At 68.1% G+C, this 25,523-nt stretch carries 27 protein-coding genes; 10 read left to right on the top strand and 17 right to left on the bottom strand.

From position 1 onward, the window contains the following. Positions 1–110: 110 nt before the first annotated feature. Genes QMA07_RS08230 through fdxA form a run of 3 tightly spaced genes read right to left on the bottom strand, consistent with a single transcriptional unit; the run spans position 111 to position 1,606 of the window. The gene (locus QMA07_RS08230; protein WP_290161093.1) at positions 111–740 is read right to left on the bottom strand and encodes a superoxide dismutase; all 630 of its coding nucleotides are present in this window, start codon (positions 738–740) and stop codon (positions 111–113) included. Positions 741–761: 21 nt separating this feature from the next. Further along, positions 762–1,283, bottom strand: coding sequence for a flavin reductase family protein (locus QMA07_RS08235; RefSeq protein ID WP_056375434.1), 522 nt, complete (start codon positions 1,281–1,283; stop codon positions 762–764). Further along, complete coding sequence (gene fdxA / locus QMA07_RS08240) at positions 1,280–1,606, bottom strand: ferredoxin (protein ID WP_290161094.1); 327 nt, start codon at positions 1,604–1,606, stop codon at positions 1,280–1,282. The genes QMA07_RS08235 and fdxA overlap by 4 nt, the downstream gene beginning before the upstream one ends. A 79-nt stretch (positions 1,607–1,685) precedes the next feature. Between fdxA and soxR the strand changes: the two genes are divergently transcribed. Further along, positions 1,686–2,165, top strand: coding sequence for a redox-sensitive transcriptional activator SoxR (gene soxR, locus QMA07_RS08245; RefSeq protein WP_290161095.1), 480 nt, complete (start codon positions 1,686–1,688; stop codon positions 2,163–2,165). A 182-nt stretch (positions 2,166–2,347) separates the two neighbouring features. On the opposite strand, the gene QMA07_RS08250 is transcribed toward soxR, so the two are convergent. The 6 genes from QMA07_RS08250 to QMA07_RS08275 form a co-directional block, all read right to left on the bottom strand. Then, complete coding sequence (locus tag QMA07_RS08250) at positions 2,348–4,594, bottom strand: glycoside hydrolase family 3 N-terminal domain-containing protein (RefSeq protein ID WP_290161096.1); 2,247 nt, start codon at positions 4,592–4,594, stop codon at positions 2,348–2,350. Then, entirely contained in the window at positions 4,594–5,715 is a 1,122-nt protein-coding gene (locus tag QMA07_RS08255) for an ABC transporter permease (RefSeq protein ID WP_290161097.1), read from the bottom strand. Before QMA07_RS08255 ends, QMA07_RS08250 begins: the two co-directional genes overlap by 1 nt. A 1-nt stretch (position 5,716) precedes the next feature. Beyond that, positions 5,717–6,805 (bottom strand): ABC transporter permease, encoded by a 1,089-nt coding sequence (locus tag QMA07_RS08260; RefSeq protein WP_290161098.1) that lies wholly within the window; start codon positions 6,803–6,805, stop codon positions 5,717–5,719. Continuing rightward, the gene (locus tag QMA07_RS08265; RefSeq protein ID WP_290161099.1) at positions 6,802–7,608 is read right to left on the bottom strand and encodes an ATP-binding cassette domain-containing protein; all 807 of its coding nucleotides are present in this window, start codon (positions 7,606–7,608) and stop codon (positions 6,802–6,804) included. Before QMA07_RS08265 ends, QMA07_RS08260 begins: the two co-directional genes overlap by 4 nt. Further along, positions 7,605–8,429, bottom strand: coding sequence for an ABC transporter ATP-binding protein (locus QMA07_RS08270; RefSeq protein WP_140035920.1), 825 nt, complete (start codon positions 8,427–8,429; stop codon positions 7,605–7,607). The genes QMA07_RS08265 and QMA07_RS08270 overlap by 4 nt, the downstream gene beginning before the upstream one ends. A 72-nt stretch (positions 8,430–8,501) precedes the next feature. Then, positions 8,502–10,169 carry an ABC transporter substrate-binding protein gene (locus QMA07_RS08275; protein WP_290161100.1) on the bottom strand — a complete coding sequence of 556 codons (1,668 nt, stop codon included), beginning with the start codon at positions 10,167–10,169 and terminating at the stop codon, positions 8,502–8,504. A 168-nt stretch (positions 10,170–10,337) separates the two neighbouring features. On the opposite strand from QMA07_RS08275, the gene QMA07_RS08280 reads away from it, so the two are divergent. Beyond that, positions 10,338–10,985 carry a TetR/AcrR family transcriptional regulator gene (locus tag QMA07_RS08280; protein ID WP_290161101.1) on the top strand — a complete coding sequence of 216 codons (648 nt, stop codon included), beginning with the start codon at positions 10,338–10,340 and terminating at the stop codon, positions 10,983–10,985. A gap of 10 nt (positions 10,986–10,995) precedes the next feature. Then, complete coding sequence (locus QMA07_RS08285; RefSeq protein WP_290161102.1) at positions 10,996–12,210, top strand: amidohydrolase; 1,215 nt, start codon at positions 10,996–10,998, stop codon at positions 12,208–12,210. Positions 12,211–12,327: 117 nt separating this feature from the next. Here QMA07_RS08285 and moaA read toward each other — a convergent pair whose 3' ends face one another. Beyond that, entirely contained in the window at positions 12,328–13,413 is a 1,086-nt protein-coding gene (moaA, locus tag QMA07_RS08290) for a GTP 3',8-cyclase MoaA (protein ID WP_290161103.1), read from the bottom strand. A gap of 784 nt (positions 13,414–14,197) precedes the next feature. Here moaA and QMA07_RS08295 point away from each other — a divergent pair. Both QMA07_RS08295 and QMA07_RS08300 read left to right on the top strand, forming a co-directional pair. Further along, on the top strand, positions 14,198–15,184 hold the full coding sequence (locus QMA07_RS08295; RefSeq protein ID WP_290161104.1) for a PDDEXK nuclease domain-containing protein: 987 nt from the start codon (positions 14,198–14,200) through the stop codon (positions 15,182–15,184). Positions 15,185–15,321: 137 nt separating this feature from the next. After that, positions 15,322–16,650 (top strand): hypothetical protein, encoded by a 1,329-nt coding sequence (locus tag QMA07_RS08300; protein WP_290161105.1) that lies wholly within the window; start codon positions 15,322–15,324, stop codon positions 16,648–16,650. Here QMA07_RS08300 and QMA07_RS08305 read toward each other — a convergent pair. The 5 genes from QMA07_RS08305 to QMA07_RS08325 form a co-directional block, all read right to left on the bottom strand. Next, positions 16,536–17,285, bottom strand: coding sequence for a hypothetical protein (locus tag QMA07_RS08305; protein ID WP_290161106.1), 750 nt, complete (start codon positions 17,283–17,285; stop codon positions 16,536–16,538). The genes QMA07_RS08300 and QMA07_RS08305 overlap by 115 nt on opposite strands. A 393-nt stretch (positions 17,286–17,678) precedes the next feature. Continuing rightward, a complete protein-coding gene (locus QMA07_RS08310; RefSeq protein ID WP_290161107.1) occupies positions 17,679–18,734 on the bottom strand; it encodes an ABC transporter ATP-binding protein in 1,056 nt (351 codons plus the stop codon). Then, positions 18,731–19,519 (bottom strand): molybdate ABC transporter permease subunit, encoded by a 789-nt coding sequence (modB, locus tag QMA07_RS08315; RefSeq protein ID WP_290161108.1) that lies wholly within the window; start codon positions 19,517–19,519, stop codon positions 18,731–18,733. Before modB ends, QMA07_RS08310 begins: the two co-directional genes overlap by 4 nt. Beyond that, a complete protein-coding gene (modA, locus tag QMA07_RS08320) occupies positions 19,516–20,295 on the bottom strand; it encodes a molybdate ABC transporter substrate-binding protein (protein ID WP_290161109.1) in 780 nt (259 codons plus the stop codon). Before modA ends, modB begins: the two co-directional genes overlap by 4 nt. 1 nt (position 20,296) lies before the next feature. After that, entirely contained in the window at positions 20,297–20,689 is a 393-nt protein-coding gene (locus QMA07_RS08325) for a TOBE domain-containing protein (RefSeq protein ID WP_290161110.1), read from the bottom strand. A gap of 168 nt (positions 20,690–20,857) precedes the next feature. Here QMA07_RS08325 and QMA07_RS08330 point away from each other — a divergent pair, with 168 nt between their 5' ends. The 5 genes from QMA07_RS08330 (at position 20,858) to QMA07_RS08350 (ending at position 24,547) form a co-directional block, all read left to right on the top strand. Continuing rightward, entirely contained in the window at positions 20,858–21,754 is an 897-nt protein-coding gene (locus QMA07_RS08330; RefSeq protein WP_290161111.1) for an alpha/beta hydrolase, read from the top strand. Positions 21,755–21,829: 75 nt separating this feature from the next. Beyond that, positions 21,830–22,597 (top strand): HesA/MoeB/ThiF family protein, encoded by a 768-nt coding sequence (locus tag QMA07_RS08335; protein WP_290161112.1) that lies wholly within the window; start codon positions 21,830–21,832, stop codon positions 22,595–22,597. Beyond that, positions 22,594–23,841 carry a gephyrin-like molybdotransferase Glp gene (gene glp, locus QMA07_RS08340; RefSeq protein WP_290161113.1) on the top strand — a complete coding sequence of 416 codons (1,248 nt, stop codon included), beginning with the start codon at positions 22,594–22,596 and terminating at the stop codon, positions 23,839–23,841. The genes QMA07_RS08335 and glp overlap by 4 nt, the downstream gene beginning before the upstream one ends. Then, positions 23,838–24,317 carry a cyclic pyranopterin monophosphate synthase MoaC gene (gene moaC, locus QMA07_RS08345; RefSeq protein ID WP_290161114.1) on the top strand — a complete coding sequence of 160 codons (480 nt, stop codon included), beginning with the start codon at positions 23,838–23,840 and terminating at the stop codon, positions 24,315–24,317. Before glp ends, moaC begins: the two co-directional genes overlap by 4 nt. Next, positions 24,314–24,547 (top strand): MoaD/ThiS family protein, encoded by a 234-nt coding sequence (locus QMA07_RS08350; protein WP_290161115.1) that lies wholly within the window; start codon positions 24,314–24,316, stop codon positions 24,545–24,547. The genes moaC and QMA07_RS08350 overlap by 4 nt, the downstream gene beginning before the upstream one ends. A gap of 29 nt (positions 24,548–24,576) precedes the next feature. Here QMA07_RS08350 and QMA07_RS08355 read toward each other — a convergent pair whose 3' ends face one another. Then, a complete protein-coding gene (locus QMA07_RS08355) occupies positions 24,577–25,017 on the bottom strand; it encodes a molybdenum cofactor biosynthesis protein MoaE (protein WP_290161116.1) in 441 nt (146 codons plus the stop codon). Further along, a complete protein-coding gene (locus QMA07_RS08360; protein ID WP_290161117.1) occupies positions 25,014–25,502 on the bottom strand; it encodes a MogA/MoaB family molybdenum cofactor biosynthesis protein in 489 nt (162 codons plus the stop codon). The genes QMA07_RS08355 and QMA07_RS08360 overlap by 4 nt, the downstream gene beginning before the upstream one ends. Positions 25,503–25,523 lie beyond the last annotated feature (21 nt).

Genomic DNA, 25,523 nt, shown 5'->3' on the forward strand with positions numbered 1-25,523 from the left:
GGAGGAGAACTGCGCCTCGGGAGGACGGATGCCGTGACATCCTCCTCCCGAGTGGTGATCTCCTCCCGAGGGAACCCGCGAAGACGGGTCGCGCAGAGGGCGCACGCGACTCAGCGGGCGACGATGAGACCCTGCGTCTTCTGCTGCACGGCCTGGAACCGACGCTGCACGTCGGACCAGTTGACGAGCTCCCAGAACGCCTTGACGTAGTCGGCGCGCACGTTGAGGTAGTCGAGGTAGTAGGCGTGCTCCCAGACGTCGAGCTGCAGCAGCGGGGTGACGCCGAGCGGCGCGTTGCCCTGCTGGTCGAACAGCTGGAAGATGACAGGACGAGCGCCGACGCTGTCCCACGCGAGCACTGCCCAACCCGAGCCCTGCACGCCGAGAGCGGTCGCCGTGAAGTGCGCGCGGAAGGCGTCGATCGAGCCGAACGCGTCGGTCAGTGCCGCCTCGAGCTCGCCCTCGGGGTTGCCGCCACCGTCGGGCGACAGGTTCTCCCAGAACACCGAGTGGTTGATGTGTCCGCCGAGGTTGAACGCGAGGTCCTTCTCGAGCTTGTTCACCGCGGCGAAGTCACCCGAGTCGCGGGCCGCAGCCAGCTGCTCGAGGGCGGTGTTGGCGCCGGTCACGTAGGCCTGGTGGTGCTTCGAGTGGTGCAGCTCCATGATCTTGCCCGAGATGTGCGGGGCGAGAGCCGAGTAGTCGTACGGCAGCTCGGGAAGGGTGTATGCAGAGGTCATGCTGTTCCTTTCGATGGGGTGTCAGTGCTGGTCGTTCGGCAGCGAGTGGAATCGGCGATCGAGATACACGAGCGGGCGGCCGGGCTGGCCGAGAAGCACCTCGTCGACCTCGGCGATCACGACGGTCGAGGAGCCGACGGCGACGGTCGTCATCGGGTGGCAGCGCATCGCCACGCGGGCTTCGCGCAGATACGGCTCGCCCGTGGGCAGCGAGCTCCACCCCTGCTCGGGGGTGAAGCGGTCAGCACCGCTCACGGCGAAGCTCTGCGCCAGCGCGGAGTGCTCGTCGTCGATCAGGTGCACGACGAAGGTGTCGGCCGAGAGGATCGACCCTGCGCTGCCTGTCGCCCGCGTGACCGAGAACACGATCGCGGCGGGGTCGACCGCGACGGACGCGACGCTGGATGCCGTGAGCCCGACCGGGCCGGCGGGCGTCATCGCCGTGATGATCGCGACTCCCGCCGGATGCGCGCGAAAAGCGGCCTTGAGTCCTTCACCGACCTCCGAGGGGACCGGTGCTGCGGGATGCTGCTGACTGCTCATTCGGGTGCCTCCTGGGGCGGAAGTGCGGAGATGATCGGGTGGTCGCGCTCGATGATGCCGAGCTTCGCAGCGCCACCAGGGGATCCCATCTCGTCGAAGAACTCGACGTTGGCCTTGTAGTAGTCCTGCCATTCTTCCGGCAAGTCGTCTTCGTAGTAGATCGCCTCGACGGGGCAGACGGGTTCGCATGCACCGCAGTCGACGCATTCGTCCGGGTGGATGTACAGCGAGCGCTCGCCCTCATAGATGCAGTCAACAGGGCACTCGTCGATGCACGCACGGTCCTTGACATCGACGCAGGGAAGGGCGATCACATAGGTCATGGGGTGGCGTTCTCCTTTCGGGTCACGGTTGCAACCGTATGACCTCAAGTACACTTGAGGTCAAATCGAGGAGGTCGGGATGAGCGCAGCCAGCGACACGGACCGCAGCGTGCATGGGCCTGACGAGCCGTTGACGATCGGCGAGATGAGCAGGCGGACCGGGGTCGCCCCCTCGGCCCTGCACTTCTACGAGAGTCTCGGCCTCATCGCCTCGACCCGCACCGCCGGCAACCAGCGCCGCTACGCCCGGCACATGCTGCGACGGGTCTCGCTCATCACCGTGGCGAAGCGCCTCGGCATCCCCCTCGCCGACGTGCAGCACGCATTCGCCGACGTGCCACTGACCCAGACGCCGAGCCACGAGGACTGGCAACGCGCGTCGCGACGGTGGAAGCGGGAACTCGAGAAGCGTCGCGAAGGCATCGAGCGCCTCGAACGCGAGCTCACCGGATGCATCGGCTGCGGCTGCCTGTCGATGAAGGCGTGCGGCCTGCTCAACCCGGACGACGCCCTCAGCAGCCAGGGCGCGGGCCCGCAGCGCCTGCGCGACGAGGACTGACGCGCAGGCGCTGCAGACCCGCATCTCCGCGTGAGACCCACATCTCCGCATGAGACCCACCTCTCCGTGCGAGACCCACCTCTCTGCGTGAGACCCACATCTCCGTGTGAGACCCGTGTGCAGAACGCGGGTCTCACACGAGCAGTGCGGTCTCGGTGTCGGCGGAGCGCGGCGCCCGGGGCTCAGACGACGGTGAACGGCGTCGCCAGCAGCACCTCGTCGCGCGAGCTCGGGCCCACGAGCAGTTCGAACGCGCCGGGCTCCACGAGTCGGTTGCCGGCGGCATCCACGATCGAGCACTCCGCGACCGCCAGCTCGAGGCGCACTCGCGCCGACTCCCCCGGCGCGAGTTCGATCTGGCGGTAGGCCTTGAGCTCCCGGTCGGCCCAGCTCACACTCGTGACGGAGTCGCGCACATAGACCTGCACGGTCTCGCGCACCGGCCGCGCTCCGGCGTTCGTCACCGTCACCTCGGCGACGATCGTCTCATCGCGACCCAGCGTCGTCGATGCGAGCGACAGGTCGCCGTACGACACCGTCGAGTACGAGAGCCCCTCACCGAACGCCCAGGCCGGAGACTGCGTGAGGTCGGCATAGCGGTCGCCGTGCTGCCCGCGGATCTGGTTGTAGTAGGTGGGCTGCTGACCGACGTGGCGCGCGAACGAGATCGGCAGGCGGCCTGAGGGCTCGACCGCACCCGAGATGATCTCGGCGAGCGCGCGGCCGCCCTGCATGCCAGGGTTCGCCGCCCAGACGACGGCCGCGGCCTGCGACACGGATGCGGGCAGCACGAGCGGCTTCGAGGCGAGCAGCACGACCACCACGGGCGTGCCCGTCGCGATCAGCGCGTCGAGCAGGGCATTCTGTCCGCCGATCAGTTCGAGCGTCGCTGTCGAGCGGCCCTCACCGACGAGCTCGATGCGGTCGCCGACGACGGCGACGACGACATCGGATGCCGCGGCGGCAGCGACGGCTTCGGAGATGAGCACGTCGTCAGCCGGCGCCGGCACCACGACCGCGGGGCGGGGCTGCCCGTCGGGGAACTTCGCGCCCCGAGGGTCGTCCTCGAGCGTGAGGATGTCGGCGCCGCGTGCATGCGTGACCGCCCATCCGTCGACGCCCGCGAGGCCGTCGAGCACCGTCGTGATCATCTCGCGCGGCTGCCCGTCGAGCCACCCGGCCTGACCTGAGCCGCCCGCCCAGTCGCCCAGCTGCGTCTGCGCGTCATCGGCGAGCGGTCCGATCACGGCGACGTTCAGGGGTGCTGCGGCGTCGAGCGGCAGAGTCCCGTCGTTCTCGAGCAGCACGATCGAGCGACGCGCGGTCTCGAGGTTGAGCTCGGTGTGCGCGGCGCTGCCGACCACAGCATCCAGGTCGTCCTGCGGCAGCCGCGGGTCTTCGAACAGTCCGAGCTCGAACTTCAGGGTGAGGATGCGGGCGACGGCGTCGTCGAAGGCGTCCTCCGCGAGCAGCCCGTTCGACACCGCCTCGAGCGCCCCCTCGAAGAAGCCCGGGGTGTTCATGACCATGTCGTTGCCGGCGCTGACGGCAGCGGCCGAGGCGTGCGCGTAGTCGGGCTGCACGTGCTGCTCCCACACCATGCGGCCGACGTTGTCCCAGTCGGTGATGAGGGTGCCGGTATAGCCCCATTCACCGCGCAGCACGTCGCTGAGCAGCCAGTCGTTGACCGTGATCGGCACGCCGTCGGTGGTCTGGTAGCCGAGCATGAACGTGCGGCATCCCTCGCGGGCCACCCGCTCGAACGGCGGCAGGAACCACGAACGCAGCTTGCGTCGAGAGATGTCGGCCTCGCTCGCATCGCGTCCGCCCTGCGTCTCGGAGTAACCGGCGAAGTGCTTCGCCGTCGCGAGAATGGCGGTCGGGTCGTCGAGGCCGTCGCCCTGATAGCCGCGCACCATGGCCGAGGCGAGTTCGCCGATGAGGAAAGGGTCTTCGCCGAACGTCTCGTCGATGCGGCCCCAGCGCAGGTCGCGCGCGATGCACAGCACGGGCGAGAACGTCCAGTGGATGCCGGTCGCAGCGACCTCGACCGCGGTCGCCCTGGCGACCTTCTCGACCAGCTCGGCATCCCACGTCGCAGCCATGCCGAGCTGGGTCGGGTAGATGGTCGCGCCGGGCCAGAACGAGTGACCGTGGATGCAGTCCTCGGCGACGAGCAGCGGGATGCGCAACCGCGTCTGCGAGGTCAGCTCGTTCGCCCGCAGGATGCGCTCGGGCGAGGTGTGCAGGATCGAGCCGACGTGCTTACCGAGGACGTGGTCGTCGAGGTCGTCGCGGGCGTCGAGCTGCAGCATCTGCCCGACCTTCTCCTCGACCGTCATGCGGTCGAGCAAGTCGGCGACGCGCGCGGCGATCGGCAGTTCGGGGTCGAGGTACGGCAGGGATTCGGTCAGGGTCTGAGAGGTCATCACTTCGTGTTCTGTGTCTTCGTGTCGTGTGTCTGGGTCGTCTTGGCATCCGCGGCGTTCTGCACGGTACCCGAGTCGGTCATCGGAACGCTGCGCACCGCCGTCACCGGGTCGTTCACATTGAGGCCCTTCTTCTTCATCGCGCGGGCGCGCTCACCCGCCGACCGCAGCCTCGGGTTGACGTACTCGTCGATGCCGAAGTTGATGAGCGACAGGGCCACGCCGATGATCGCGATGCAGAGGCCCGCCGGCACGTACCACCACCACAGCCGAGGGAAGGCGCCGTTCTGCTGCGCCCAGAACAGGATCGTTCCCCAGTTGAGGTTGCTCACCGGGATCACCCCGATGAAGGCGAGGGTCGTGAGGCCGAGGATGGCCGCTGTGACCGTGCCGACGAAGCTCGACGCGATCAGCGCCATGAGGTTCGGCAGCATCTCGACCGTGATGATGCGGTGCAGCGGTTCGCCGTTGGCGCGGGCGGCCTGGATGAAGTCGCGGTTGCGCAGCGACATGGTCTGCGCGCGCAGGACGCGCGCACCCCACGCCCACCCCGTGAGCCCGAGCACCGCGGCGATCACGATGAGCGGCGGGTTCTCGAACTGCGAGGCGACGATGATGATCAGCGGGATTCCGGGGATCACCAGGAACACGTTGGTGAGCGCCGAGAGCGACTCGCTCTTCCAACCGCGCACGTATCCGGCGATGACGCCGATCGTGATGGCGATGATCGTGGCGATGATGGCCGAGAGGAAGCCGACCACGACCACGCCGCGCGTGCCGAAGATGAGCTGGCTGAGCACGTCCTCGCCCATGTGGGTGGTGCCGAGCCAGTGATCGAGCGACGGCGGCTGACGCAGTGCCGTGCGGTCCTTCTGCGTGGGGCCGTAGGGTGCGAGCAATGGAGCGAAGATCGCGATCAGCACGAACACCCCGAGGATGATCAGGCCCGTGATCGACTTGGGGTTGCGGAACATCGCGAAGGACTGCGCGAGCTGCGACCAGAAGGTCTTGCGCGGGGGCGTCGCACCGCTTGCAGTGCGGAACGTCGCGGTCTCGGGCATTCCGGTGGGGATCGTGCTGCCGTCCGGGGCCGCGGTGTCGGTCGAGGTGGGAACGCTCATGTCAGGCCTCCGTCTGGCGCGTGCGCGGGTCGAGGTATGCGTAGACGATGTCGGCGAGGATGTTGGCGACCAGCACCGACAGTGTGATCACCAGGAACACACCCTGCATGAGGGCGAAGTCCTTCGCATTGGTGGCGTCGAGCAGCAGCTTGCCGACGCCCGGGTAGCTGAAGACCATCTCCATGACGATCGTGCCGCCCACGATGAACCCGATCGACAGCGCGAAGCTCTGGATCTGCGGCAGCACGGCATTGCGGGCGGCGTACGCCCACAGAACGCGCTTGTTCGGCATGCCCTTCGCCTGCGCGACCGTGATGTAGTCCTCGTCGAGCACCGTGAGCATCATGTTGCGCATGCCCAGCATCCATCCGCCGAGCGACGCGATGATGATCGTGACCGCCGGCAGGGTGCCGTGCATGATCACCTGGCCGATGAAGTCGAGGCTCCACTCGGGTGACTGGCCCTTGTCGTAGGCGTGCGACGACGGGAACCACTTGAGCGTCGACGAGAAGATCGCGATCGCGATGAGTCCCAGCCAGAAGTACGGGATGGTGTTGAAGAACGTCGTGATCGGGATGAGCGCGTCGAGCTTGCTGCCGCGCTTCCAGCCGACGATCGCGCCGCCCACCGTGCCGAGCGCGAACGAGATGATCGTCGCGATCCCGACCAGGCCGAGCGTCCACGGGAGGGCGGATGCCAGCACCTCGGTCACGGGTCGCAGACCGTGCAGCGTGGAGATGCCGAGATCGCCGCGGAACAGCATCGCCCAGTAGTCGAGATACTGCTGCCACATCGACTTGTCGGTGTCGATGCCGAGCAGGACGCGCAGCGAGTCCGCCGCCTCGGGGCTGACGTTGCGATTGCGCGCGAGGTACGAGCTGACCGCGTCGCCCTTCATGAACCGGGGCAGGAAGAAGTTGATCGTGATGGCCGCCCACAGGGTGAACAGGTAGAACCCGGCGCGTCCGGCGAAGAACCGCCAGGGCACGAGCTTCCTCCCCTTCTGCGCGGTGGTCGCGGTGGTGCCGACCTCGAGTGCATCACGGTCGTCGTCCTCGGCGAGCGGGAGCTGGGGGGATGCGGTGGTCACAGTGCACCTCCGTGCGAGCCGGTCGTCGCGAAGTGCTTGTCGGGGTCGGGAGACGCCGCCCGCAGCTCGCGCGTGTAAGGGTCCTGCGGGTTGAGGATGACGTCGTCGGCATCGCCGTACTCGACGACGCGACCCTGGTTGAGCACCATGATCTTGTCGCTGAAGTGCCGCGCGGTCGCGAGGTCGTGGGTGATGTAGAGCACTCCGAGGCCCTCTTCCCGCTGCAGATCGGCGAGCAGGTTCAGCACCCCGAGGCGGATCGACACGTCGAGCATCGACACGGGCTCGTCGGCGACGAGCAGGGACGGCCGGGACGCGAGCGCGCGGGCGATGGCCACGCGCTGACGCTGACCGCCCGACAGCTCGTGCGGGCGGCGGTCGATCACGGCATCCGCGTCGAGGCGCACTCGCTCGAGCAGCCGGCGCACCTCGGCCTCGGTCTCGTTCTTGGGCACCACGTCGTCGAGCCGGATCGGCCGCTCGAGGTGGTATCTGATCGAGTGGTACGGGTTGAGCGAGGCGAACGGATCCTGGAAGACCATGCGCAGCTGCTGGCGGTACTTCCGCAGGCCCTTGCCGCGCCGGGGAATGGGCGCCCCGTCGAGCCGCACCTCGCCCGATGTCGGCGTCTCGAGCTGGGTGAGGATCTTCGCGATGGTCGATTTGCCGCTGCCCGACTGCCCGACGAGACCGATGGTCTGGCCGGAGTTCAGCGTGAAGCTGACGTTGTCGAGAGCCTTGAGCTGACCGGCTCCTCTGACGTTGTAGACCTTGGTGACATCGGCGAACTCCAGAGTGGTCATCGGGTCAGCACTCCTCTCGCACCGGTGAGACGGGGGAACGACGACAGCAGGGTCTTCGTGTAGTCGTTCTGCGGGTTCGTCCAGATCTGCTCGGCGGAGGCGAGCTCGACGATCTCGCCCTCGCGCATGATCGCGATGCGGTCGCTGATCTCGAGCAGCAGCGGCAGATCGTGCGTGATGAAGATGACCGAGAAGCCGAACTCGTGTCGCAGCTGCGAGATCTGCTTGAGGATCTCGCGCTGCACCAGTACGTCGAGCGCCGTGGTCGGCTCGTCCATCACCATCAGCTGCGGGCGCAGCGCCAGGGCCATCGCGATCATGACGCGCTGACGCATGCCGCCGGACAGCTCGTGCGGGAACGAGCGCGTGCGCTGACGGCCGACCTTGACGATCTCGAGCAGCTCCTCGGCCTCGGCCCGGCGCTGCTTGCGATTCATGCCGGGGCGGTGGATCTCGAACACGTCCTCGAGCTGCGAGCCGATCGTCGCCACCGGATTGAGTGCGTTCATCGCGCCCTGGAACACCATCGACACCTTGTCCCAGCGGAACTTCTGCATGGCATCGACGTCGAGCGCGTTGATGTCGACATCGACGCCGGATGCATCGTGGAACGTCACGCTGCCGCCCGCGATCACGGCCGGCGCTCGCAGCAGGCGCTGCACGCCGTACGCGAGGGTGGTCTTGCCGCATCCGCTCTCTCCCGCGAGACCGAGGATCTCTCCTCGCTGCAGTTCGAGCGTCACGTTCTTCACCGCCTCGACGGGTGGGTCGACGTCGTACACGACGGAGAAGTCGCGCACGGTGAGCAGGGGTTCTGACATGAGGTGTCCTTCGTCGGTCGGGTGGTCGGTGGGAAGGGCGGATGCTGCCGCATCCGCCCTTCCGCGGACTGCTTACTCGGCCGGCGTCAGCTTCGTGAGGATCTGCACGATGTTCTGCTGCGTCGGGTCGCCCGAGGCGTACGGGTCCTCCTCCGAAGGCCACCCGACGTAGTTGCGGGTGTTGTACTGGCCGAGCAGCGGGTGCGCGCCGAGCGGGATCGCCGGGACCTGCTCGACGAAGATCTGCTCGAGCGTCGTGATGGCCGTGGTGCGCTCCTCATCCGACGAGGCGTTGGCATAGGTGTTCAGCGCCTCGGTCGCCGCGGGGTCTTCGAAGCGTCCGAAGTTGAAACCGGCGATGCCTTCGGGCGAGATCCAGCGCGGGTCCATCGTCGACGTGTAGAGGCCGTAGGCCGTGCCGCTGTCTTCGAGCCAGTGGATGATGGCCGAGAACGAGCCGTCGTCGCGGGGTCCTGCCCAGCCGCCCCAGTCGGGCATGTCGATCTTGACCTCGGCGCCGATCGACTCGGAGATGTCCTCGGCGATGAGCTCCTGCGCGGTGTTCCAGTCGCTCCAGCCCGAGGGCACCGAGAGCGTGAACGAGACGGGCGTGCCGTCGGGGTCCATCAGCGCGTCGTCCTTCCAGGTGTAGCCGGCGCTCTCGAGCAGGTCGCGTGCCTTCTCGGCATCCACCGAGTACTCCTGGCCCTGGAACTCGGGCTGGATCTCGTCGTCGAGGATCGATGAGAGTCCGGTGACCGACCAGACCGGCTCGCTCGCACCCTCGCGGGCGATGTCGACGTACGCGTCGCGATCGATGACCCAGGCGAGCGCCTGGCGGAACGCGACATCGTCGAACGGCTTCTGCTGCAGGTTCATGAACAGCGTCGCAGAGCCTGTGGTCGGCGCGACGAAGTACTTGTTGTGCTCGGGGTCGGCGTCGAGGAACTGCTCCTGGATCTGCGGGATGAACGCCTGCGCCCAGTCGGCCTCACCCTGAGCGAGTGCGGTGGTGAGAGCGGTGTTGTCGCCGTAGGAGACGTAGTGCAGCTCGGGAACAGCGAGGTCGCCTGCCCAGTAGTCGTCTCGTGCCTCGAGGGTGACCGACTCGGTCGACCAGTTCGAGAGCGCGTAGGGGCCGGTGCCGACCAGGTCATCGCCCTTGACGGGGTCGGTGGCCGGCTCGTCGAGGTTCTCCCAGATGTGCTTGGGCACGATCGGCACGTGCAGCACACGGGCCTGGTTCACGTACTTCGATTCCCCGAAGTTCAGGGTCACGGCGTCGCCGTCGACGGTCGCGCCCTCGAACTTGAGGCCCGCGGTGTCGAGTGCCGGGGTCGAGACGAGCTCGTAGGTGAAGACGATGTCGTCGGCGGTGAAGGGCTCGCCGTCGCTCCAGGTGACGTCCTTGCGGGGCACGACGGTGAGGGCCGTGTAGTCGTCGTTCCATTCGATGCTCTCGGCGAGCCAGGGCGTGACCTCGCGGTCGCCGGTCTGGTTGACGAGGCCGAGGGTCTCGAAGATGACCTTGCCGTAGCCGTACTTCGAGGCCGACGAGTCGCCGACGTAGGGGTTGTTCGACTCGGTGGTGATCGCACCGTCGGGCTTGGCGATCGTCAGGGCCGCACCACCGGCGCCGCTGTCTCCATCGTTCGATCCGCCGGCTGCGCAGCCGGCGAGGGCCGAGACGCCGAGTGCGGAGATCGCCGCGACGGCGATCATGGACTTTCTGAGCTTCATTGCTTCTCCTTGGGCACGGGTCGTTGTGCTGTGTGGCTGTGTCGGTGCGCGGGCATCCGACCTCATTCGCTTACTGGCGAGAAAGTAAGCTGGTGCGAGGTTACCCGCCAGTAAGTAGAGTTGGCAAGTACGATCCAGTGCAGGATTCGGTGCAGAAGAGGATGGACCATGTCGAAGGATGCTGTCGCCCACACGTCCGTCCGGCCTGCCACCCGCGAGAAGCGCGAGCAGATCCTCAAAGCCGCCGTCGAGATCTTCGGCAACAAGGGGTCGACGAACGGCACCCTCGCCGACGTCGCCGAGCAGGTGGGCATCACCCACGCCGGCGTGCTGCACCACTTCGGCTCGAAGCAGAAGCTGCTGCTCGAGGTGCTCGCCTACCGTGACCAGGCAGATGTCGCAGAGCTCGCGGAGAAGCACATCCCCGGCGGGCCGGAGCTCTTCCTGCACCTGGTGCGCACGGCAGTCGCGAACGAGCTCCGCCCCGGCATCGTGCAGGCCTACACCGTGCTGTCGTCGGAATCGGTGACCGACAACCACCCCGGCCGCGAGTACTTCGAAGAGCGCTACACGACCCTGCGGCGCGAGGTGACCGACGCCTTCCACCTGCTGTGCGCCCAGGAGGGTGTGACAGAGCCCGACACCGTGGCCGCCGCCGCGGCCGGCATCCTCGCCGTGATGGACGGGCTGCAGCTGCAGTGGCTGCTGCACCGGGATGTCGTCGACCTGGGCGAGGCCAGCGAGTTCGCGATCCGCTCGATCGTCAACGGCGTTCTGCACCCCGGTCCCACACTGGAGTCGTACCACCGCGACTAGGCTCGGGGCCATGACGATCGACCTCGAAGCGCTCTACACAGACCTGCACCAGCACCCTGAACTGTCGTTCCAGGAGACGCGCACCGCCGGCATCGCCGCCGGTCACCTGCGGGATCTCGGCCTCGAGGTGCACGAGGGCATCGGCGTCACCGGCGTGGTCGGCATCCTGCGCAACGGCGAGGGTCCGGTCGTCTGGGCACGCGCCGACATGGATGCCCTGCCCGTGGGCGAGGAGACGGGCCTCGCCTACGCCAGCACCGCGACCGGCGTCGATCCCGCCGGCAACACCGTGCCCGTGATGCACGCCTGCGGTCACGACATGCACGTCACCGCCATGATCGGCGCCGTCGAGAAGCTCGTCGCCGAGAAGGCCGACTGGTCGGGGACCGTCGTCGTGCTGATCCAGCCCGCCGAGGAGTACGGCGCCGGATCCCGCGCCATGCTCGACGCCGGCCTCCGCGACCTCGTGCCGCACCCCGACGTCGTGCTCGGTCAGCACGTCACTCCCCTGCCCGCGGGCACGATCGGCGTGCGCCCCGGCACGCAGATGGCGGCGTCCGACGGCCTGACCGTCGTGCTGCACGGACGCGGCGGACACGGCTCGCGCCCGCACTCGACCATCGACCCCGTGGTCATGGCGGCGGCGACCGTCATGCGGCTGCAGACCATCACCTCGCGCGAGGTCGACCCCCGCGACGTCGCCGTCGTGACGGTGGGCTCGATCCATGCAGGACTCAAGAACAACATCATCCCGGCCGAGGCGAAGCTCGAGCTCAGCCTGCGCTACCCGAACGACGAGATGCGCGACAAGGTGCTCGCGAGCGTCGAGCGCATCGTGCGCGCCGAGGCCGCCGCATCAGGAGCCGAGCGCGAGCCCGAGATCCGCACCGACCACACCCTGCCGCCGACGATCAACGATGCGGATGCCACGGCACGCGTCACGTCGGCGCTGCAGCGCGCGCTCGGTGAGAGTGCGGTCATCGATCCCGGAATGTTCACCGGCAGCGAGGACGTCTCGTGGTTCGCCCGCGACACCGGCGCGCCCCTGGTGTTCTGGTTCTGGGGCGGGATCGACTCCGCGAAGTTCGCGGAGTCCGCGGCGGCCGGGACGCTCGACAAGGACATCCCCACGAACCACTCGCCGTTCTTCGCACCCGTGATCCATCCGACCATCGAGGTCGGCGTCACAGCGCTGTCGGCGGCGGCGCGCGAGTTCCTCGGCTGAGGCGGCGTCCTCGCCGTTCACAATTCCGCATGAACATCCGGAACTGCGCCGGATCCGCGCTCTGGACGCGCGGAACGCACGTTCTCTGCTGAATTGTGAACGCGAAGCGGCGCTGGCTCAGCCGCCGATCGCGTTCATGCCTCGGGCGGGCTGCAGGAATGACGGGTCGTTGATCGCGTGCCCCGGCAGCTTGCCGTGCACACATGAGCGCAGCATGTCGGCGATCCCGCTGGCACGCCGATCGGACTCGGATGCTCCGTCGCCGCGCAGCACCCCGATCAGGTCGTATTCGGCATTGGAGAACAGGCAGTTGCGCAGCTGCCCGTCGGCCGTCAGGCGCAGCCGGTCGCACGCGCCGCAGAAGGGTGCGGTGACCGAGGCGATCACACCGACCTCGTGCGGGCCGCCGTCGATGCGCCACTTCTCGGCCGGTGCTCCGCCGCGTCCGGGAACGGGCTCGAGGGTCCACCGCGCGCCGAGCTTCTCGAGGATCTCCTCGCGCGTGACCATCGAGTCGCGATCCCACGTGTGCCCGGCGTCGAGCGGCATCTGCTCGATGAAGCGCAGCTGCGCACCGACCTCCATCGCGAACGCCACCAGCTCGGGAAGCTCATCGTCGTTCACACCGCGCATCGCGACGGTGTTGAGCTTGAGCGGACGCAGCTCGGATGCCGCCGCTGCCGCGATGCCCTCGAACACGTCGTCGATGCGGTCGCGCCGAGTGAGGTCGGCGAAACGCTGTCGATCGACCGTGTCGATGCTGATGTTCAGGCGCGTGAGTCCGGCGTCGATCAGCGCAGGCAGGTGCTTCGCGAGCGTGATGCCGTTCGTGGTCATCGCGACCTCGACAGGGCCGTCCTCGCCCTCGATCGCAGCAACGCGGCGCACCACGTCGACGATGTCGGCACGCAGCAGCGGCTCGCCGCCCGTGAGACGGAAGGTGCGGATGCCGAGGGACGCGGCGACCTGCGCCACCTCGACGATCTCGTCGGTCGACAGGATGCTGGTGCGCGCGAGCCATTCGTTGCCCTGCTCGGGCATGCAGTACGTGCAGCGCAGCGAGCAGCGATCGGTCAGCGAGATGCGCAGATCGCGGTGCACGCGTCCGTGAGTGTCGACGAGGCCCCGCGATGCGGGCGCGGTACCAGCTGCGATCACGGGATTCGGCGAGCGCACGCCGATCACGACCGGCACGGCCGTCATCGCAGCTTCCCTCTCCCCGACATGTTCCGAGACTACCCGCGCGTTCGGTGTCGGGGCCCGTCTGGCGCGACGACCGGCATATTGCCAGGTCGCGGGGCGGCGCCAGACGGTGCTGACTTCTCGACGCCCGCCACCGGCAACTCACTTAGGCACCCTCTACCGGAATGTCTTGCGAACACCCCATCTGAGACGCCAACCACTGCGTGATGAGCTCGTGAGACGGGCCGAGGGAAGCGTTTCACGAACCGATCCCCTTACGAACAGCCTCGACGCGAGACACGGTGATCATGATCCTTCCGATGCCCGATCGCCGCGGTGATCGCCGGCGCCGGCCCCGATCAGCCGACACTGTTCGACTGGCCGTCGCAGCGAAGCAGTGGCTGGGAGACGACACTCGTCGCCTCCCAGTCACTGCTAGCCGCGTCACTCCAAAGTGTGCGGATGAGTCGAGTCCTCCGCCCCCTTTCGGATCTGACGCACAAGAAGAATGGTTGCCGCGATCGCGCCATTGATCGCGATGACGGTCTCGCAGAATAGACGGTTGCTGTCGAGAACGACTGCAACGAGGTTCGGTTCGTACATGAACCCTCCAGGTGTCGTGACCGCTTCCCGCGGGACTGTCCATCCCGTTTCGGCGTTCAACACACCACCCCTGCGGCAAGTTCGAGCAGCTACTTCTCTGCGCCTCCCTCCCCCGCTCAACCGATGGGCCAGGGGGTAATCGCGCTACTGTGAGATTCATGAGCGACCTCGTCCCAGACGACTACGCGGCACCCTCGAGGAGTTGAAGCGTCACGTTCATGCGGCTCGCCTTCGAGTCCAGCGGAAGGCCAACAGCGAGCTCCTGCGACTGTGGTGGCAGATAGGTCGCACGATCCTTGATCGCCAGGAAGACGCTTCCTGGGGCGACGGCGTCCTCACTCGGCTCGCAGCCGACCTCCGCCGGGAGTTCCCGGGGATGACAGGCTTCTCGATCACCAACCTCAAGTACATGCGGCGCTTTGCCGCCGCATGGACGGTGCCGGATCCAATTGGTCAACGACCCGTTGACCAATTGCCCTGGGGGCAGGTCATTGACCTAATCACGAAACTCGACGATCAGGAGCTTCGCGACTGGTACGCGGGCAAGTCCGCCTTCCATGGGTGGAGCCGTCCGGTGCTCGCTCACCAGATCAGCACACGACTTCACGAACGGGAAGCCGCAGCGCCGAGCAACTTCGCCGGCGCTCTCGACCAAGGAGATTCGGACCAAGCGCAAGAGATCACGAAGGATCCGTATGCGCTGCAGTTCCTCGCGATCGACGGCGACGCCACGGAGCGCGAGCTCGAGCAACGCATGGTCGACCGAATCCTCGACACCATGCACGAGCTCGGCCCCGGATTCGCCTTCGTCGGTCGCCAGGTACATCTGGACATCGACGGCGACGACTTCTACATCGACCTGCTCTTCTTCCACATCGAGCATCTCCGGTATGTCGTCATCGAACTGAAGACCACGAAGTTTGATCCGCGTGATGCCGGCCAACTTGGTTTCTACGTCGCGGCCGTCGATGACCGATTCCGCATTGCGGAGAAGCATCAGCCGACAGTCGGCATCTTGCTCGTCGCAGGAAAGAACGACACCGTCGTCCGATACGCCCTCGCATCAACGACGCAGCCGGTTGCAGTGAGTCGATACGAACTGACCGAGGAAGCCCAAAAAGCTCTCCCCGACGAGAGCGCAATCACTCGGGCCTTCGCTGACGAGCTCACTCGAGGCGAGAATCGATAGTTAGGTCAACGACTCGTTGACCTAATCACGCGAACTCAGTCGCTCAGCAGCACTCCGTCGAGTGCAGGAGGATCCCCGCCACGCCTAGTGCTCACGAGTTGATCCGATAGCCGCCCAATTTGCGCCACACTGGTGGCGTGCGGGATATCGAGGGAAGCGCGGTGCGGGCGGTCCAACACCTCCTCGATTCGTGTTCTCAGCTCCGAGGGGAGATCAAAGAAGGGGATCGGACTCCGATCACCGATGGTTTCATCGACCGTTATCGTGTCGCGGGAAGCTCCAAGAGGTCAGACATCATCGGGCGCGTGGCCGTGCAGGTCAAGGGCAAATCTCACCAGAACAAGAAGCGATTCGCCGCGAAGAGCATCCCGTATCCGATCGAGACTGAGGTCCTGCAGTTCTTTCGTGATAACGGGGGCGGGGTCTACTTCTGCGTGCTGGTGCATCCCGAAACAGGGCAGGAACGAGTGTTCGCACGGACGCTCATCCCGTACGTCCTGAACCGGATGATCAACAAGATGTCACCGGGTCAGAAGTCCCTCAGCGTCAAGCTCGACGTCTGTGAAGATCCCGCGCGGTTGGACCGAATGGTGGCATTCGCGTTCGAGACGAGCAAGCAGGACGTCCGTCAGGGGTTTGACCCGTCTCTCCTGCACGGCGACGCGGAGATTGAGATCATGTCGATCGACGGGCTCGATCTGTCACGTCCCGCCACGCTCTCTCTCGACACGCAGGACTATGCCGTGATCATCCGGTCAGGAGATCTCCGGGTCCATGCAGACATCGATCTCTCAATCGTGCCCGCCAGCTACGTCGAACACGAGGCAGGCTTCGCCGTCTCATGCGGAGACGTCCGATACGACACGGTCTACGCGAGAAAGATAGATGACACGACCGTCCAGATCCGACTCGGCGAACACATCATGCTCACGATTGAGAACGGAAAGCGTCTGTCGTCGGAGTTGGACCTCGCGACCAGCGATACACTCCCGGAACTCATCAAGGCAATGCACTTCTTTACTGCCCTCGCCAACCGCGAGAAGCTCTGGTTCGGCACCGAGCAACTCCGGCCGGAGAGCGCGGAGAGCTCCTTCCTAGACGGACTCTCCGACCTGCTCGAGCGCTACACGTCACTTGCCGAACTCTTCGCACTACTCGAGGTCGACGCCCACCTCATCTACCCCACCAAGATCACCCCCGCCCAGATGAACCGCTTGGGACTCGCGTACCGGGCGATCGTGCGCGGCGAGGAACTCAGCACCGCCACCGGTGGCGGCATAGCTGGGACTTGCCAGCAAAGCGATTCCCAGCATTGCGGCTGCTGGCACCGCAAGCGCTGCCATCTTCTTGTTCATGAGATCTCCGTTGATTCATATGGGTGGATCCACGCCCGCACCTCGAGCGCGCTTGCAGGCGCCGTACTCAGCGCCGATGTCCAGTGTTTGACGATGCCGACGACGCGGTAGTCACCATTCGGACTCATCGCCTCTCCTGCCAGAAGGAGGTTGTTGCCCCGGCCCTCGTTGGCGAGAATCTCGTCCGCGCGTCGGAGCATGGCCGGGGTGTTCTGCGAGTGGACAGCGAATAGGTAAGGGCCCAGAAGCGGCCTCAGCTCAGCCTCAACGCGCTCGACATCAGTGGCCGCGACAACGACTGCGAAATGCTCGGCGTCGTCCACCACGACGAAATGCAGTGCTGCTTCTTTCTCGACCAGCTCTCCAGCGACCGACCGAGCGAGGTGGAAATCGATCCCAGCCCGGCTGCCAGCAGCAGAGGGTAAAGAGAGAAGAGCCCGCGTACCCAACGACGGCGGCGGCGCAAGGACTGCGGCATCCTCAGCTACCGGAACGATGTCCCGGACCGCGACAGCTCCCTCGCTTACCCACACTCCTCGCGCCTCGACGTAGCCGTTGGCGAAGCGATCGAGATCTGAAGGTGCTTCCAGGAGAATCCTGGCATCTTCCATAGGAAGGCGGGTCCCAGGTGATAGCGAGACCACCGGAATCAACCACGAGTCGTGTTCGTCTTGTCGGACGAGTCCGCGGGCTGCAATGGTGTCCCCCACTGTCGCCTCTCCCGAAATGTCTGACATCGTCACCATCTCCTTTCCTCGCACCAACGCTGGTGCAAGACCTTCCCAAAGTCCCACCGCTACCGTTCGGAGACGAGTTCTGGTCTTATTGACCGCGGCCGAATGAAACGCTGACGGCAACGGGACTTCATCCTCCACACCCACCGCGAGATCGTCTGTAGGCCATTTGGGGGACAGTAGTCTCGCGAGCCAGCCTCATCGGCTCGTGCGCCACTGAACACATCAGTACAGTCCCTCGATGGAGGCGAACCACCCGACGACGTATACCGGTATGTAGCGCCGCAGGCAGAGATTTCGGTGCTCGAGCACGAGACTAAGCAGGTGCATCGGGCTTCGGTTCCCCTGACCCGAAATGAGGAATCGGACAGTCCTGCGGAGCGCCTTTCAGAGCACGGCTGCAGCTCAGAGCACCGAGACGAACCTCACCAGCGCCGGGTCGATGCGCAGCCGCAGCCTGTCACCGACCGCCACGCCCCCGACAGCTTCCAGCGACAGGTCGACCGCTCCGGAATCGGTGTGCACGCGCACGCCTCCGAGTGTGGGCTCGATGCGCGTCACGACGGCCTCCCACGACGCCGGGCCGGCCTCGGCGATCCGCACGTCCTCCGGGCGGAAGACCGCGGCGAGCGCAGCTCCGTCGGTCGCAGCGAGCGCACGCGACGCGGGGTCGGCGCTGGTCAGCCGCACCGCGCCGCGCCCCCACGATCCCCCGCGTGCGACGCCGACCAGACGATTGACTCCCGCGATCGAGGCGACGAAACCGGATGCCGGGGCGGCGAGCACATCGCGCACCGGCCCTGACTGGGTGACGCGGCCCGACTCGACGACGATCAACCGGTCGGCGAGTGCGACGGCATCCGCCGCGTCGTGAGTCACGGCGACGGTCGTGGTCGTGGCGAGCTGGTCGCGCAGCATCCGTCTGATGTCGCCGGCGGTCTCGGGGTCGAGGGCGACGAGCGGCTCGTCGAGCAGCACGACCCTGGGCGATGCGGCGAGCGCCCGAGCGACGGCGACCCGCTGCTGCTCGCCGCCGGACAGCTCGTGCGGCATGCGCCCTCCGGAGCCGGGGAGCCCGACGCGGTCGAGCAGGTCATCGGCGCCCGCCCCCGCCGCACGCGCATCGACGCCGGCCGCACGCGGACCGAAGGCGACGTTCTCGCGCGCCGACAGATGCGGGAACAGCCTCGGCTTCTGCCCCAGCAGCACGACACCTCGGCGCATCGGCTCAGTCCGCACCCGAGGCTTGGCGACGCGATCGACGACGCGTCCCTCGACGCTGATCTCTCCGGCATCGAGCGGTTGGAGTCCGGCGATCGCCTGCAGCAGCGTCGACTTTCCCGCGCCGCTCGGCCCCATCACGGCCACGGTCGCACCGACGGACACCTGCAGCGAGACGTCGACGACGAAGTGCTCTCGATGCACGACGACGTGGGCCCGAAGTCCCTCTGTGCCGCTCATCGCGCCGCCCCGGGCCGCCAGCCGCGCACGAGCAGCAGCACGAGAATCGCGGTGGCGAGCAGCAGCAGCGCCAGCGCGACTGCGGCCCCCTGGGTCACTCCTGCGCCGTTGAAGGCGGTGTAGATCGCCAGCGGCATGGTCTGCGTGACCCCGGGGCGGTTGCCGGCGAACAGCGCCGTGGCCCCGAACTCGCCGATCGCGCGGGCGAAGCACAGCACCACCCCTGCGACGATTCCGGGGGCCGCGAGCGGCAGGGTGATGCGGCGCAGGATCGTCCAGCGTCCGGCGCCCAGAGCCGCCGCCGTGCGCTCGTACTCGACCCCGGAGGTGCGCACGGCACCCTCGACGGCCAGCACCAGGAACGGCAGCGCCACGAAGGTCTGCGCGAGCACGACAGCCGGAGTGCTGAACGACAGGCCGAGACCGCCGAACCACCCCGCTCGTCCGAACAGGTAGAGCAGAGCGACGCCGCCGACCATCGGCGGCAGCACGAGCGGCACCGTCACGGCGGCGCGCAGCACGGCGGCGAGACGCGGGCCCGAGCGGGCGATCGTCAGCGCCAGTGGCACGCCGATCACGATGCACAGCGCTGTGGCGATGAGACCTGTGCCGAGCGAGAGGAGCAGCGCGGAGCGTGCGGACTCCGACGTCACATCGGCGATGAAGGTCGACCACTCGACACGTGAGACGAGAGTCGCGAGCGGCAGGATGAGGAAGGCGAGACCGATCAGAGCCGGGATCGCCAGGGTGCGCGGCGCGTATCCGTGCGAGACAGCGGCACTCACGGCGCCCCGAAACCGTGGTCGGTGAGGATCCGTCGACCCTCGTCGGAGAGCACGAACGTGACGAACGCCTCAGCCCCGGCCGAGTTCGACGCCTCAGACAGCGCGGCGATCGGATAGTGGTTGACGACGTCGTCGGCTCCGTCGGGCACGATCGCCTCGACATCGTCGCGGCCTACCACGTCGGTCGCATAGACGAGTCCGGCATCCGCCTCACCGGTCGCGACCTTGGTGAGCACAGCGGTGACGTTCTGCTCGAGGCTCGCCGCATCGACATCGGCTCCGGCAGATGACAGCAGCGCCGCGGATGCCGCACCGCAGGGCACCTCGGGGGCGCAGAGCACCGTCGTGATGTCGGCCAGGTCGTCGAGGGTCTCGATGCCGCCGGGGTTGCCCGCAGGAACCGCGATCACGAGGGTGTTCGAGGCGAAAAGAGCAGGGTCGACCGCGGCACCCTGCAGCTTGCGCATGGTGGCCTCGTCGGCGGAGGCGAACACGTCGGCGGGAGCGCCCTCGAGCAGCTGCGTGACGAGGGTCGACGATCCGTCGTACACGGCGGTGACTCGGACGTCGGGGTTCTCGTGCTCGAACGCGTCGCCGATCTCGTCGAAGGCGCCCGACAGCGACGCGGCCGCATAGACGGTGAGCTCGCCGCTCACGGCTCCCCCGGCCGCGCCATCAGTGCCGGCGGGTGTCGGCGACTCGACCGCGCACCCGGTCAGCGCCAGGACGGCGGCGGCCAGCGCGATCGCGATGGTTCGGCGCGGCGTGCGGCGCATGTCAGGCCTTCGGCACGTCTACGACGACCTGCGTCGCCTTGACGGATGCCGTGGCCAGCGACCCCACCTCGAGGTGCAGGTCTCGTGCGGCCTCGGCCGACATCAGCGACACGACGCGGTGCGGGCCGGACTGCAGATCGACCTGCGCCATCACTCCGTCGATCTGCACACGGGTCACGATGCCGACGAAGCGGTTGCGGGCGCTCGACAGCGACTCGTTCGACGCCGAGGCCTCATCGGCCAGCTCGACCGCCCGCGCGGCGAGGGCATCACCCGGGATCTCGGCAGGCACGGCATCCGTCGTCGGAAGCAGCCCCTGATCGACCCAGCGCCGCACGGTGTCGTCGCTCACACCGAGCAGCTGCGCGGCACGGGCGATCCGATAGGTATGCATAGCACGAGACTACCGCAGATGCGGATGAATTCGTCATTATCATCCCGCATACGCGTGGATCTCAAGCGGTCGCCCGGATCGCCGCCCCCGACTGCGCGAGAACACCGCGAGAACCGGATGCCCTTCTGTCCTATCCTTGCCGCGTACGTCCCTCGAGAAGGAGAGCCCGTGGCCGAAGCCGTCGTCCTCGTGTCCGGCGGTGCCGCTGTGACTCCGTTCACCGATCCCGATCGGGCTGCCGGCTCCGGTCTCGCTGCCGGCAACACCCTCACCGCTCTCCGCGCGCACCTCCTCGACCGCGGCGCGAGGGTCTTCACCGCTCCCGCCCGCCTCGGCGTCGGCGAGGTACGGGAGGACGCCGGTTGGCAGGGTTTCGGGGACGTCCCCCTCGTACTGCCCGCCGAAGTGACCGTGAACGCGGTCGGCACGATCGATGACGGCGGTTCCCGCCTGGCCGCGTTCCTGCGATGGCTCGGCGTGGAGTACGGCATCACCGACGTCGACCTCGTGGCGCACTCGATGGGAGGCCTGTTCTCTCGCGCCGCGATCCGCGAGCTGCACGGCGCCGGTCCGGCGGTCCGTCGCCTGGTCACTCTGGGTACACCCTGGGACGGGTCGCTGCTCGGCGATGTGCTCTCCGCGGACATCTCGATCGACGACGCCCACGGCGATCCGGCGACCACGCAGATCCTGGAGCGTTCGCGCAGCTACGCGGCCGAGAACTCGCAGGGTGCGGCCGACCAGGTGTCTCATCGCTTCCTGAAGGGCTGGAACGCCACACAGGCAGGGGTGCTCGACACGGTGGCGGTCACCGCCGTGGGCGCGGGTCGCTTCCGCGCGGCGTCAGAACCGGGCCTGCTCTGGCCGCATGACGGTCTCGTCGGGCAGCGGAGCGCGCGCGCCGATGAAGTGCCACCGGCAGTGCTGCCGCGCGTCGTGCGCCACAGCGCCGACGACGATGTGCACAGCATCTTCTTCGCCGACGCGTTCGAACTGCCGTGGGAGCGCGCACTCACCTGGGACCCCGAGGTGTTCGCGATCGTCGACGACGCCCTCCGGGCCTGAACCGCGCGCCGAGACGCCCCGCCGCATCCTCACCGCTCTCCACGACTGCAGGGTTTCCGGGCATACCCTGAACGCATGCATCCTCTCGTCGCACCGGCTCCGACCCTGGACCCCGCCGAACTCGTCCGCACCGCCCGGCACGCAGTGCTCGCGGGCATCGGCGAAGAGGGACAGCGCCGACTCGCGGCCGCCCACGTCACGGTCGTCGGGGCGGGTGGCATCGGCTCCCCCGTGCTGCTCGCGCTGGCAGCGGCCGGCATCGGCACCATCACCGTGATCGACGACGACGTGGTGGAGCTCACGAATCTGCAGCGGCAGCTCGCGCACCGGGTCGAGGACATCGGTCGACCCAAGACCGCCTCGGCAGAGCGCGCGATCACCGCGCTGTCGCCCGGGGCCGAGGTGCTGACGGCCGCCGAGCGTCTCGACTCCGAGAACGCCGAGCGCCTGTTCGCCGGCGCCGACATCGTGGTCGACACGAGCGACTCCTTCGCCACCCGCCGCGACGTGGCCGCCGCGACCGAGGCCCTCGGCATCCCGCTCGTCTGGGGAGCCGTGCAGGAGTGGCACGCCCAGGCCACCGTGTTCTGGTCGAACCCGCCCGAGCACGGTCCGGTCGTGCTGACCGACCTCTTCCCGCTCGGCACCGAGGGCGAGCCGCCCAGTTGCGCCCAGGTCGGCGTGCTCGGCGCGCTGTGCGTGCAGGTCGGAGGGATGCTGGCTGGCGAGGTCGTCAAACTCGTCACCGGCGCGGGTGAGCCGCTGCTCGGACGCCTCGCCATGATCGACGCCCTCACCTCGAGACAGCACGAGATCGCGATCCGTTCGGCGGTGTCGGCATGAGCGCCGCAAGCGGCAGCCGCCGGTCGGTCGAGGAGCAGCTCGCCCGCGTGCTCGACGCCGTGCGCCCGCTGCCCGCCGAGACACGGGCGGTCCGGGACGCCGCGCATCGCACCCTCGCGGCCGCCGCGACGGCAGCCCACGACATCCCCCTCTTCGACAACTCCGCGATGGACGGCTTCGCGGTGCGAGCGGCAGATGTCGCCTCGGCATCCGCAGAGAACCCCGTCGAGCTGCGCGTCGTCGCAGACCTGCCTGCCGGGGTGTCGGACGACCCGCCACTCGCGGCAGGCGAGGCCGCGCGCATCATGACCGGCTCCCCTGCACCGACCGCGGCGGATGCGATCGTGCCCTTCGAAGACACTGCGGGCGGCCTCGCCGACTCCCTGGGCGACGTGCGAGTGCTGCGCGCACCGGCCAGTGCCGGAGCCTTCATCCGTCGCCGCGGTGCCGACCTGAGAGCCGGGGATGCCGTGGTGCACGCCGGTGAGCGTCTGGGCGCCTTCCAACTCTCGGCAGCCGTGGCAGCCGGGGTCGACGACGTGACCGTGACCCGAGCGCCGCGGGTGGCAGTGATCTCGACCGGCAGCGAACTGCTCGCACCTGGCGAGGCTGCGACCCGCGGCCGCATCCCCGATTCCAACGGTCCCCTGCTCGAGCTGCTCGTCGCGGATGCCGACGCCGAGGTCGTGCTCGCCGCCCGCGTGGCCGACGACGCCGAGGCCGTGCGCACCGTCACTGCGACGGCGGTCGAGCGCGGTGCCGACGTCATCGTCTTCACGGGCGGTGTGAGCGCCGGCGCCTACGAGCCCGTCCGCGGGGCGTTCGACGGCCGTGGCCAGGTCGAGTTCGCGAGCGTCGCGATGCAGCCGGGCAAGCCGCAGGCGTTCGGTGTGCTCGACTCCAGCACCCTCGTGTTCGGCCTGCCGGGCAACCCCGTGAGCGTCGCGGTGTCGTTCGAGGTCTTCGTGCGGCCGGCGCTGCTCGCACTGCAGGGTCGCACCGAGATCCATCGCCCTCGTGCCTCCTTCACCGCCGATGCCGCCTGGACCACCCCTCCCGGGCGGCGTCAGTACCTTCCCGCCGTCGTCGACCTCGCGAACAGGACGGTGCGCCCGGCGACCGCCGGCGGCTCGGGCTCGCACCTCGCCGGCGGCCTCGCCAGAGCGCACGCGTTCGCGATCGTGCCCGCAGAGGTCGAGGCCGTCGCCGTGGGCGATGCGATCGATGTCATGCTGGTCGAATGAGCTTCACGCATCTCGACTCGGCCGGCCACGCTCACATGGTCGACGTGACCGCCAAGCAGCCGACCGTCCGCACCGCCACCGCCCGCGGCTTCGTGCGCTGCAGCGCCGAGGTGATCGCGGCGCTGCGCGACGGCACCGCCCCCAAGGGCGACGTGCTGGCGGTCGCCCGGATCGCCGGCATCCAGGCCGCGAAGTCGACCCCGACCCTGCTGCCGCTCGCGCACGTGATCGGCGTGCACCGGGCCAACGTCGAGCTCGACATCGTCGACGACGGCGTGCACGTCGAGGCGACCGTCGGCACCGCCGACCGCACGGGCGTCGAGATGGAGGCGCTCACCGCCGTCTCGGTCAGCGCACTTGCGATCGTCGACATGATCAAGGGCCTCGACCGGTCTGTCGTCATCGAAGACGTGCGCATCGTCGCGAAGTCAGGCGGACGCTCGGGCGACTGGGTGCGCGAAGGAGAATCGCGATGACCCGGGTGCGCTACTTCGCCGCGGCTGCTGAGGCTGCGGGCGTCGACGCTGAGGAACGCGGCGAGACGTCGCTCGAAGCCCTGCGCGCCGCGGTCGTCGCTGAGCATCCGGCTCTCACCGACATCCTGCCGCGGTGCGCGGTCATGGTCGACGGCGTGCGCAGCGACGACGACCGCGCGCTCGACGACGCGCAGCTGATCGACGTGCTGCCGCCCTTCGCCGGGGGCTGAGACGGGCGCCATGGTGACGCGGCCTCGGCTCAGCCGCCGATGCCCTTCCACGACGTCGACCCGTCGCACTCGACCTGACGCTTCCACACGGGCAGCGACGTCTTGATGTCCTCGATCACCGCACGGCACACCTCGAAGGCCTCCGCCCGGTGCTCAGCCGCCACGGCGATGACCACGGCCGCGTCGCCGACGGCGAGACGGCCGGTGCGGTGGCTCACGGCCACCACCACCCTGGCGTCGCCGACGGCATCCGCTGCCGCCTCCTGCGCGATGCGTCGCAGCGTCGTCTCGGCATCGGGGTGCGAGCTGTAGTCGAGTCCGACCACCGGGGTGGTCGCGTCGGGGTCGTTGTCGCGCACGCGGCCGATGAAGGTCGTGACACCGCCCAGGGCGGGGTCGTCGACGGCGGCGAGATGCGCGTCGACGTCGAGCTTCTCCTCCGAGATCGCGGCGATCCGCACCTCGTTCACGAGTGGTCACCGCCCTCGACCTGGTCGACCACGTGTCTGGCGACGGTCAATACCACCGGAACACCGGATGCCACGGCCCGCGGCGACCCCGGAAGATTCACCACGAGGGCTCCGGCGGGGTCGACGATGCCGGCCATGCCGCGAGAGAGCAGCGACAGCGGAGTGTCGGCCAGACCGCTGCGGCGCAGCTCTTCGGCGATGCCGGGCACCTCGCGGGTGATCACCCGACGCGTCCCCTCCGGCGTCTCATCGCGCGGGCCCACGCCGGTTCCCCCCGTCGTCACGATCAACCGCACGCCGCGGGCGACCGCCCGGCGCAGCGCGTCGGCGACGGAGGTCGCCCCGTCGGCGATGACCTCGGCATCCGGGCAGTGCCACCCGGCATCCCGCAGCAGGCCGACCGCTATGGGTCCGCCCCGGTCTTCTCGTTCGCCCGCGAACGAGCGGTCGGAGACGGTGATCACACAGGCGGGGAGCGACGTCATGGCTCCCACCCTAGGGCGAGA

Origin of the sequence: Microbacterium sp. APC 3901 (genome assembly GCF_030407765.1) — a bacterium.
GTDB lineage: Bacteria > Actinomycetota > Actinomycetes > Actinomycetales > Microbacteriaceae > Microbacterium.

What these genes read in the sequence shown, in the direction of transcription:
- QMA07_RS08230 (WP_290161093.1), bottom strand. Translation starts at nt 740, where the DNA reads ATGACCTCTGCATACACCCTTCCCGAGCTGCCGTACGACTACTCGGCT.
- QMA07_RS08235 (WP_056375434.1), bottom strand. Translation starts at nt 1,283, where the DNA reads ATGAGCAGTCAGCAGCATCCCGCAGCACCGGTCCCCTCGGAGGTCGGT.
- fdxA (WP_290161094.1), bottom strand. Translation starts at nt 1,606, where the DNA reads ATGACCTATGTGATCGCCCTTCCCTGCGTCGATGTCAAGGACCGTGCG.
- soxR (WP_290161095.1), top strand. Translation starts at nt 1,686, where the DNA reads ATGAGCGCAGCCAGCGACACGGACCGCAGCGTGCATGGGCCTGACGAG.
- QMA07_RS08250 (WP_290161096.1), bottom strand. Translation starts at nt 4,594, where the DNA reads ATGACCTCTCAGACCCTGACCGAATCCCTGCCGTACCTCGACCCCGAA.
- QMA07_RS08255 (WP_290161097.1), bottom strand. Translation starts at nt 5,715, where the DNA reads ATGAGCGTTCCCACCTCGACCGACACCGCGGCCCCGGACGGCAGCACG.
- QMA07_RS08265 (WP_290161099.1), bottom strand. Translation starts at nt 7,608, where the DNA reads ATGACCACTCTGGAGTTCGCCGATGTCACCAAGGTCTACAACGTCAGA.
- QMA07_RS08270 (WP_140035920.1), bottom strand. Translation starts at nt 8,429, where the DNA reads ATGTCAGAACCCCTGCTCACCGTGCGCGACTTCTCCGTCGTGTACGAC.
- QMA07_RS08275 (WP_290161100.1), bottom strand. Translation starts at nt 10,169, where the DNA reads ATGAAGCTCAGAAAGTCCATGATCGCCGTCGCGGCGATCTCCGCACTC.
- QMA07_RS08280 (WP_290161101.1), top strand. Translation starts at nt 10,338, where the DNA reads ATGTCGAAGGATGCTGTCGCCCACACGTCCGTCCGGCCTGCCACCCGC.
- QMA07_RS08285 (WP_290161102.1), top strand. Translation starts at nt 10,996, where the DNA reads ATGACGATCGACCTCGAAGCGCTCTACACAGACCTGCACCAGCACCCT.
- moaA (WP_290161103.1), bottom strand. Translation starts at nt 13,413, where the DNA reads ATGACGGCCGTGCCGGTCGTGATCGGCGTGCGCTCGCCGAATCCCGTG.
- QMA07_RS08305 (WP_290161106.1), bottom strand. Translation starts at nt 17,285, where the DNA reads ATGGTGACGATGTCAGACATTTCGGGAGAGGCGACAGTGGGGGACACC.
- QMA07_RS08310 (WP_290161107.1), bottom strand. Translation starts at nt 18,734, where the DNA reads ATGAGCGGCACAGAGGGACTTCGGGCCCACGTCGTCGTGCATCGAGAG.
- modA (WP_290161109.1), bottom strand. Translation starts at nt 20,295, where the DNA reads ATGCGCCGCACGCCGCGCCGAACCATCGCGATCGCGCTGGCCGCCGCC.
- QMA07_RS08325 (WP_290161110.1), bottom strand. Translation starts at nt 20,689, where the DNA reads ATGCATACCTATCGGATCGCCCGTGCCGCGCAGCTGCTCGGTGTGAGC.
- QMA07_RS08335 (WP_290161112.1), top strand. Translation starts at nt 21,830, where the DNA reads ATGCATCCTCTCGTCGCACCGGCTCCGACCCTGGACCCCGCCGAACTC.
- glp (WP_290161113.1), top strand. Translation starts at nt 22,594, where the DNA reads ATGAGCGCCGCAAGCGGCAGCCGCCGGTCGGTCGAGGAGCAGCTCGCC.
- moaC (WP_290161114.1), top strand. Translation starts at nt 23,838, where the DNA reads ATGAGCTTCACGCATCTCGACTCGGCCGGCCACGCTCACATGGTCGAC.
- QMA07_RS08350 (WP_290161115.1), top strand. Translation starts at nt 24,314, where the DNA reads ATGACCCGGGTGCGCTACTTCGCCGCGGCTGCTGAGGCTGCGGGCGTC.
- QMA07_RS08360 (WP_290161117.1), bottom strand. Translation starts at nt 25,502, where the DNA reads ATGACGTCGCTCCCCGCCTGTGTGATCACCGTCTCCGACCGCTCGTTC.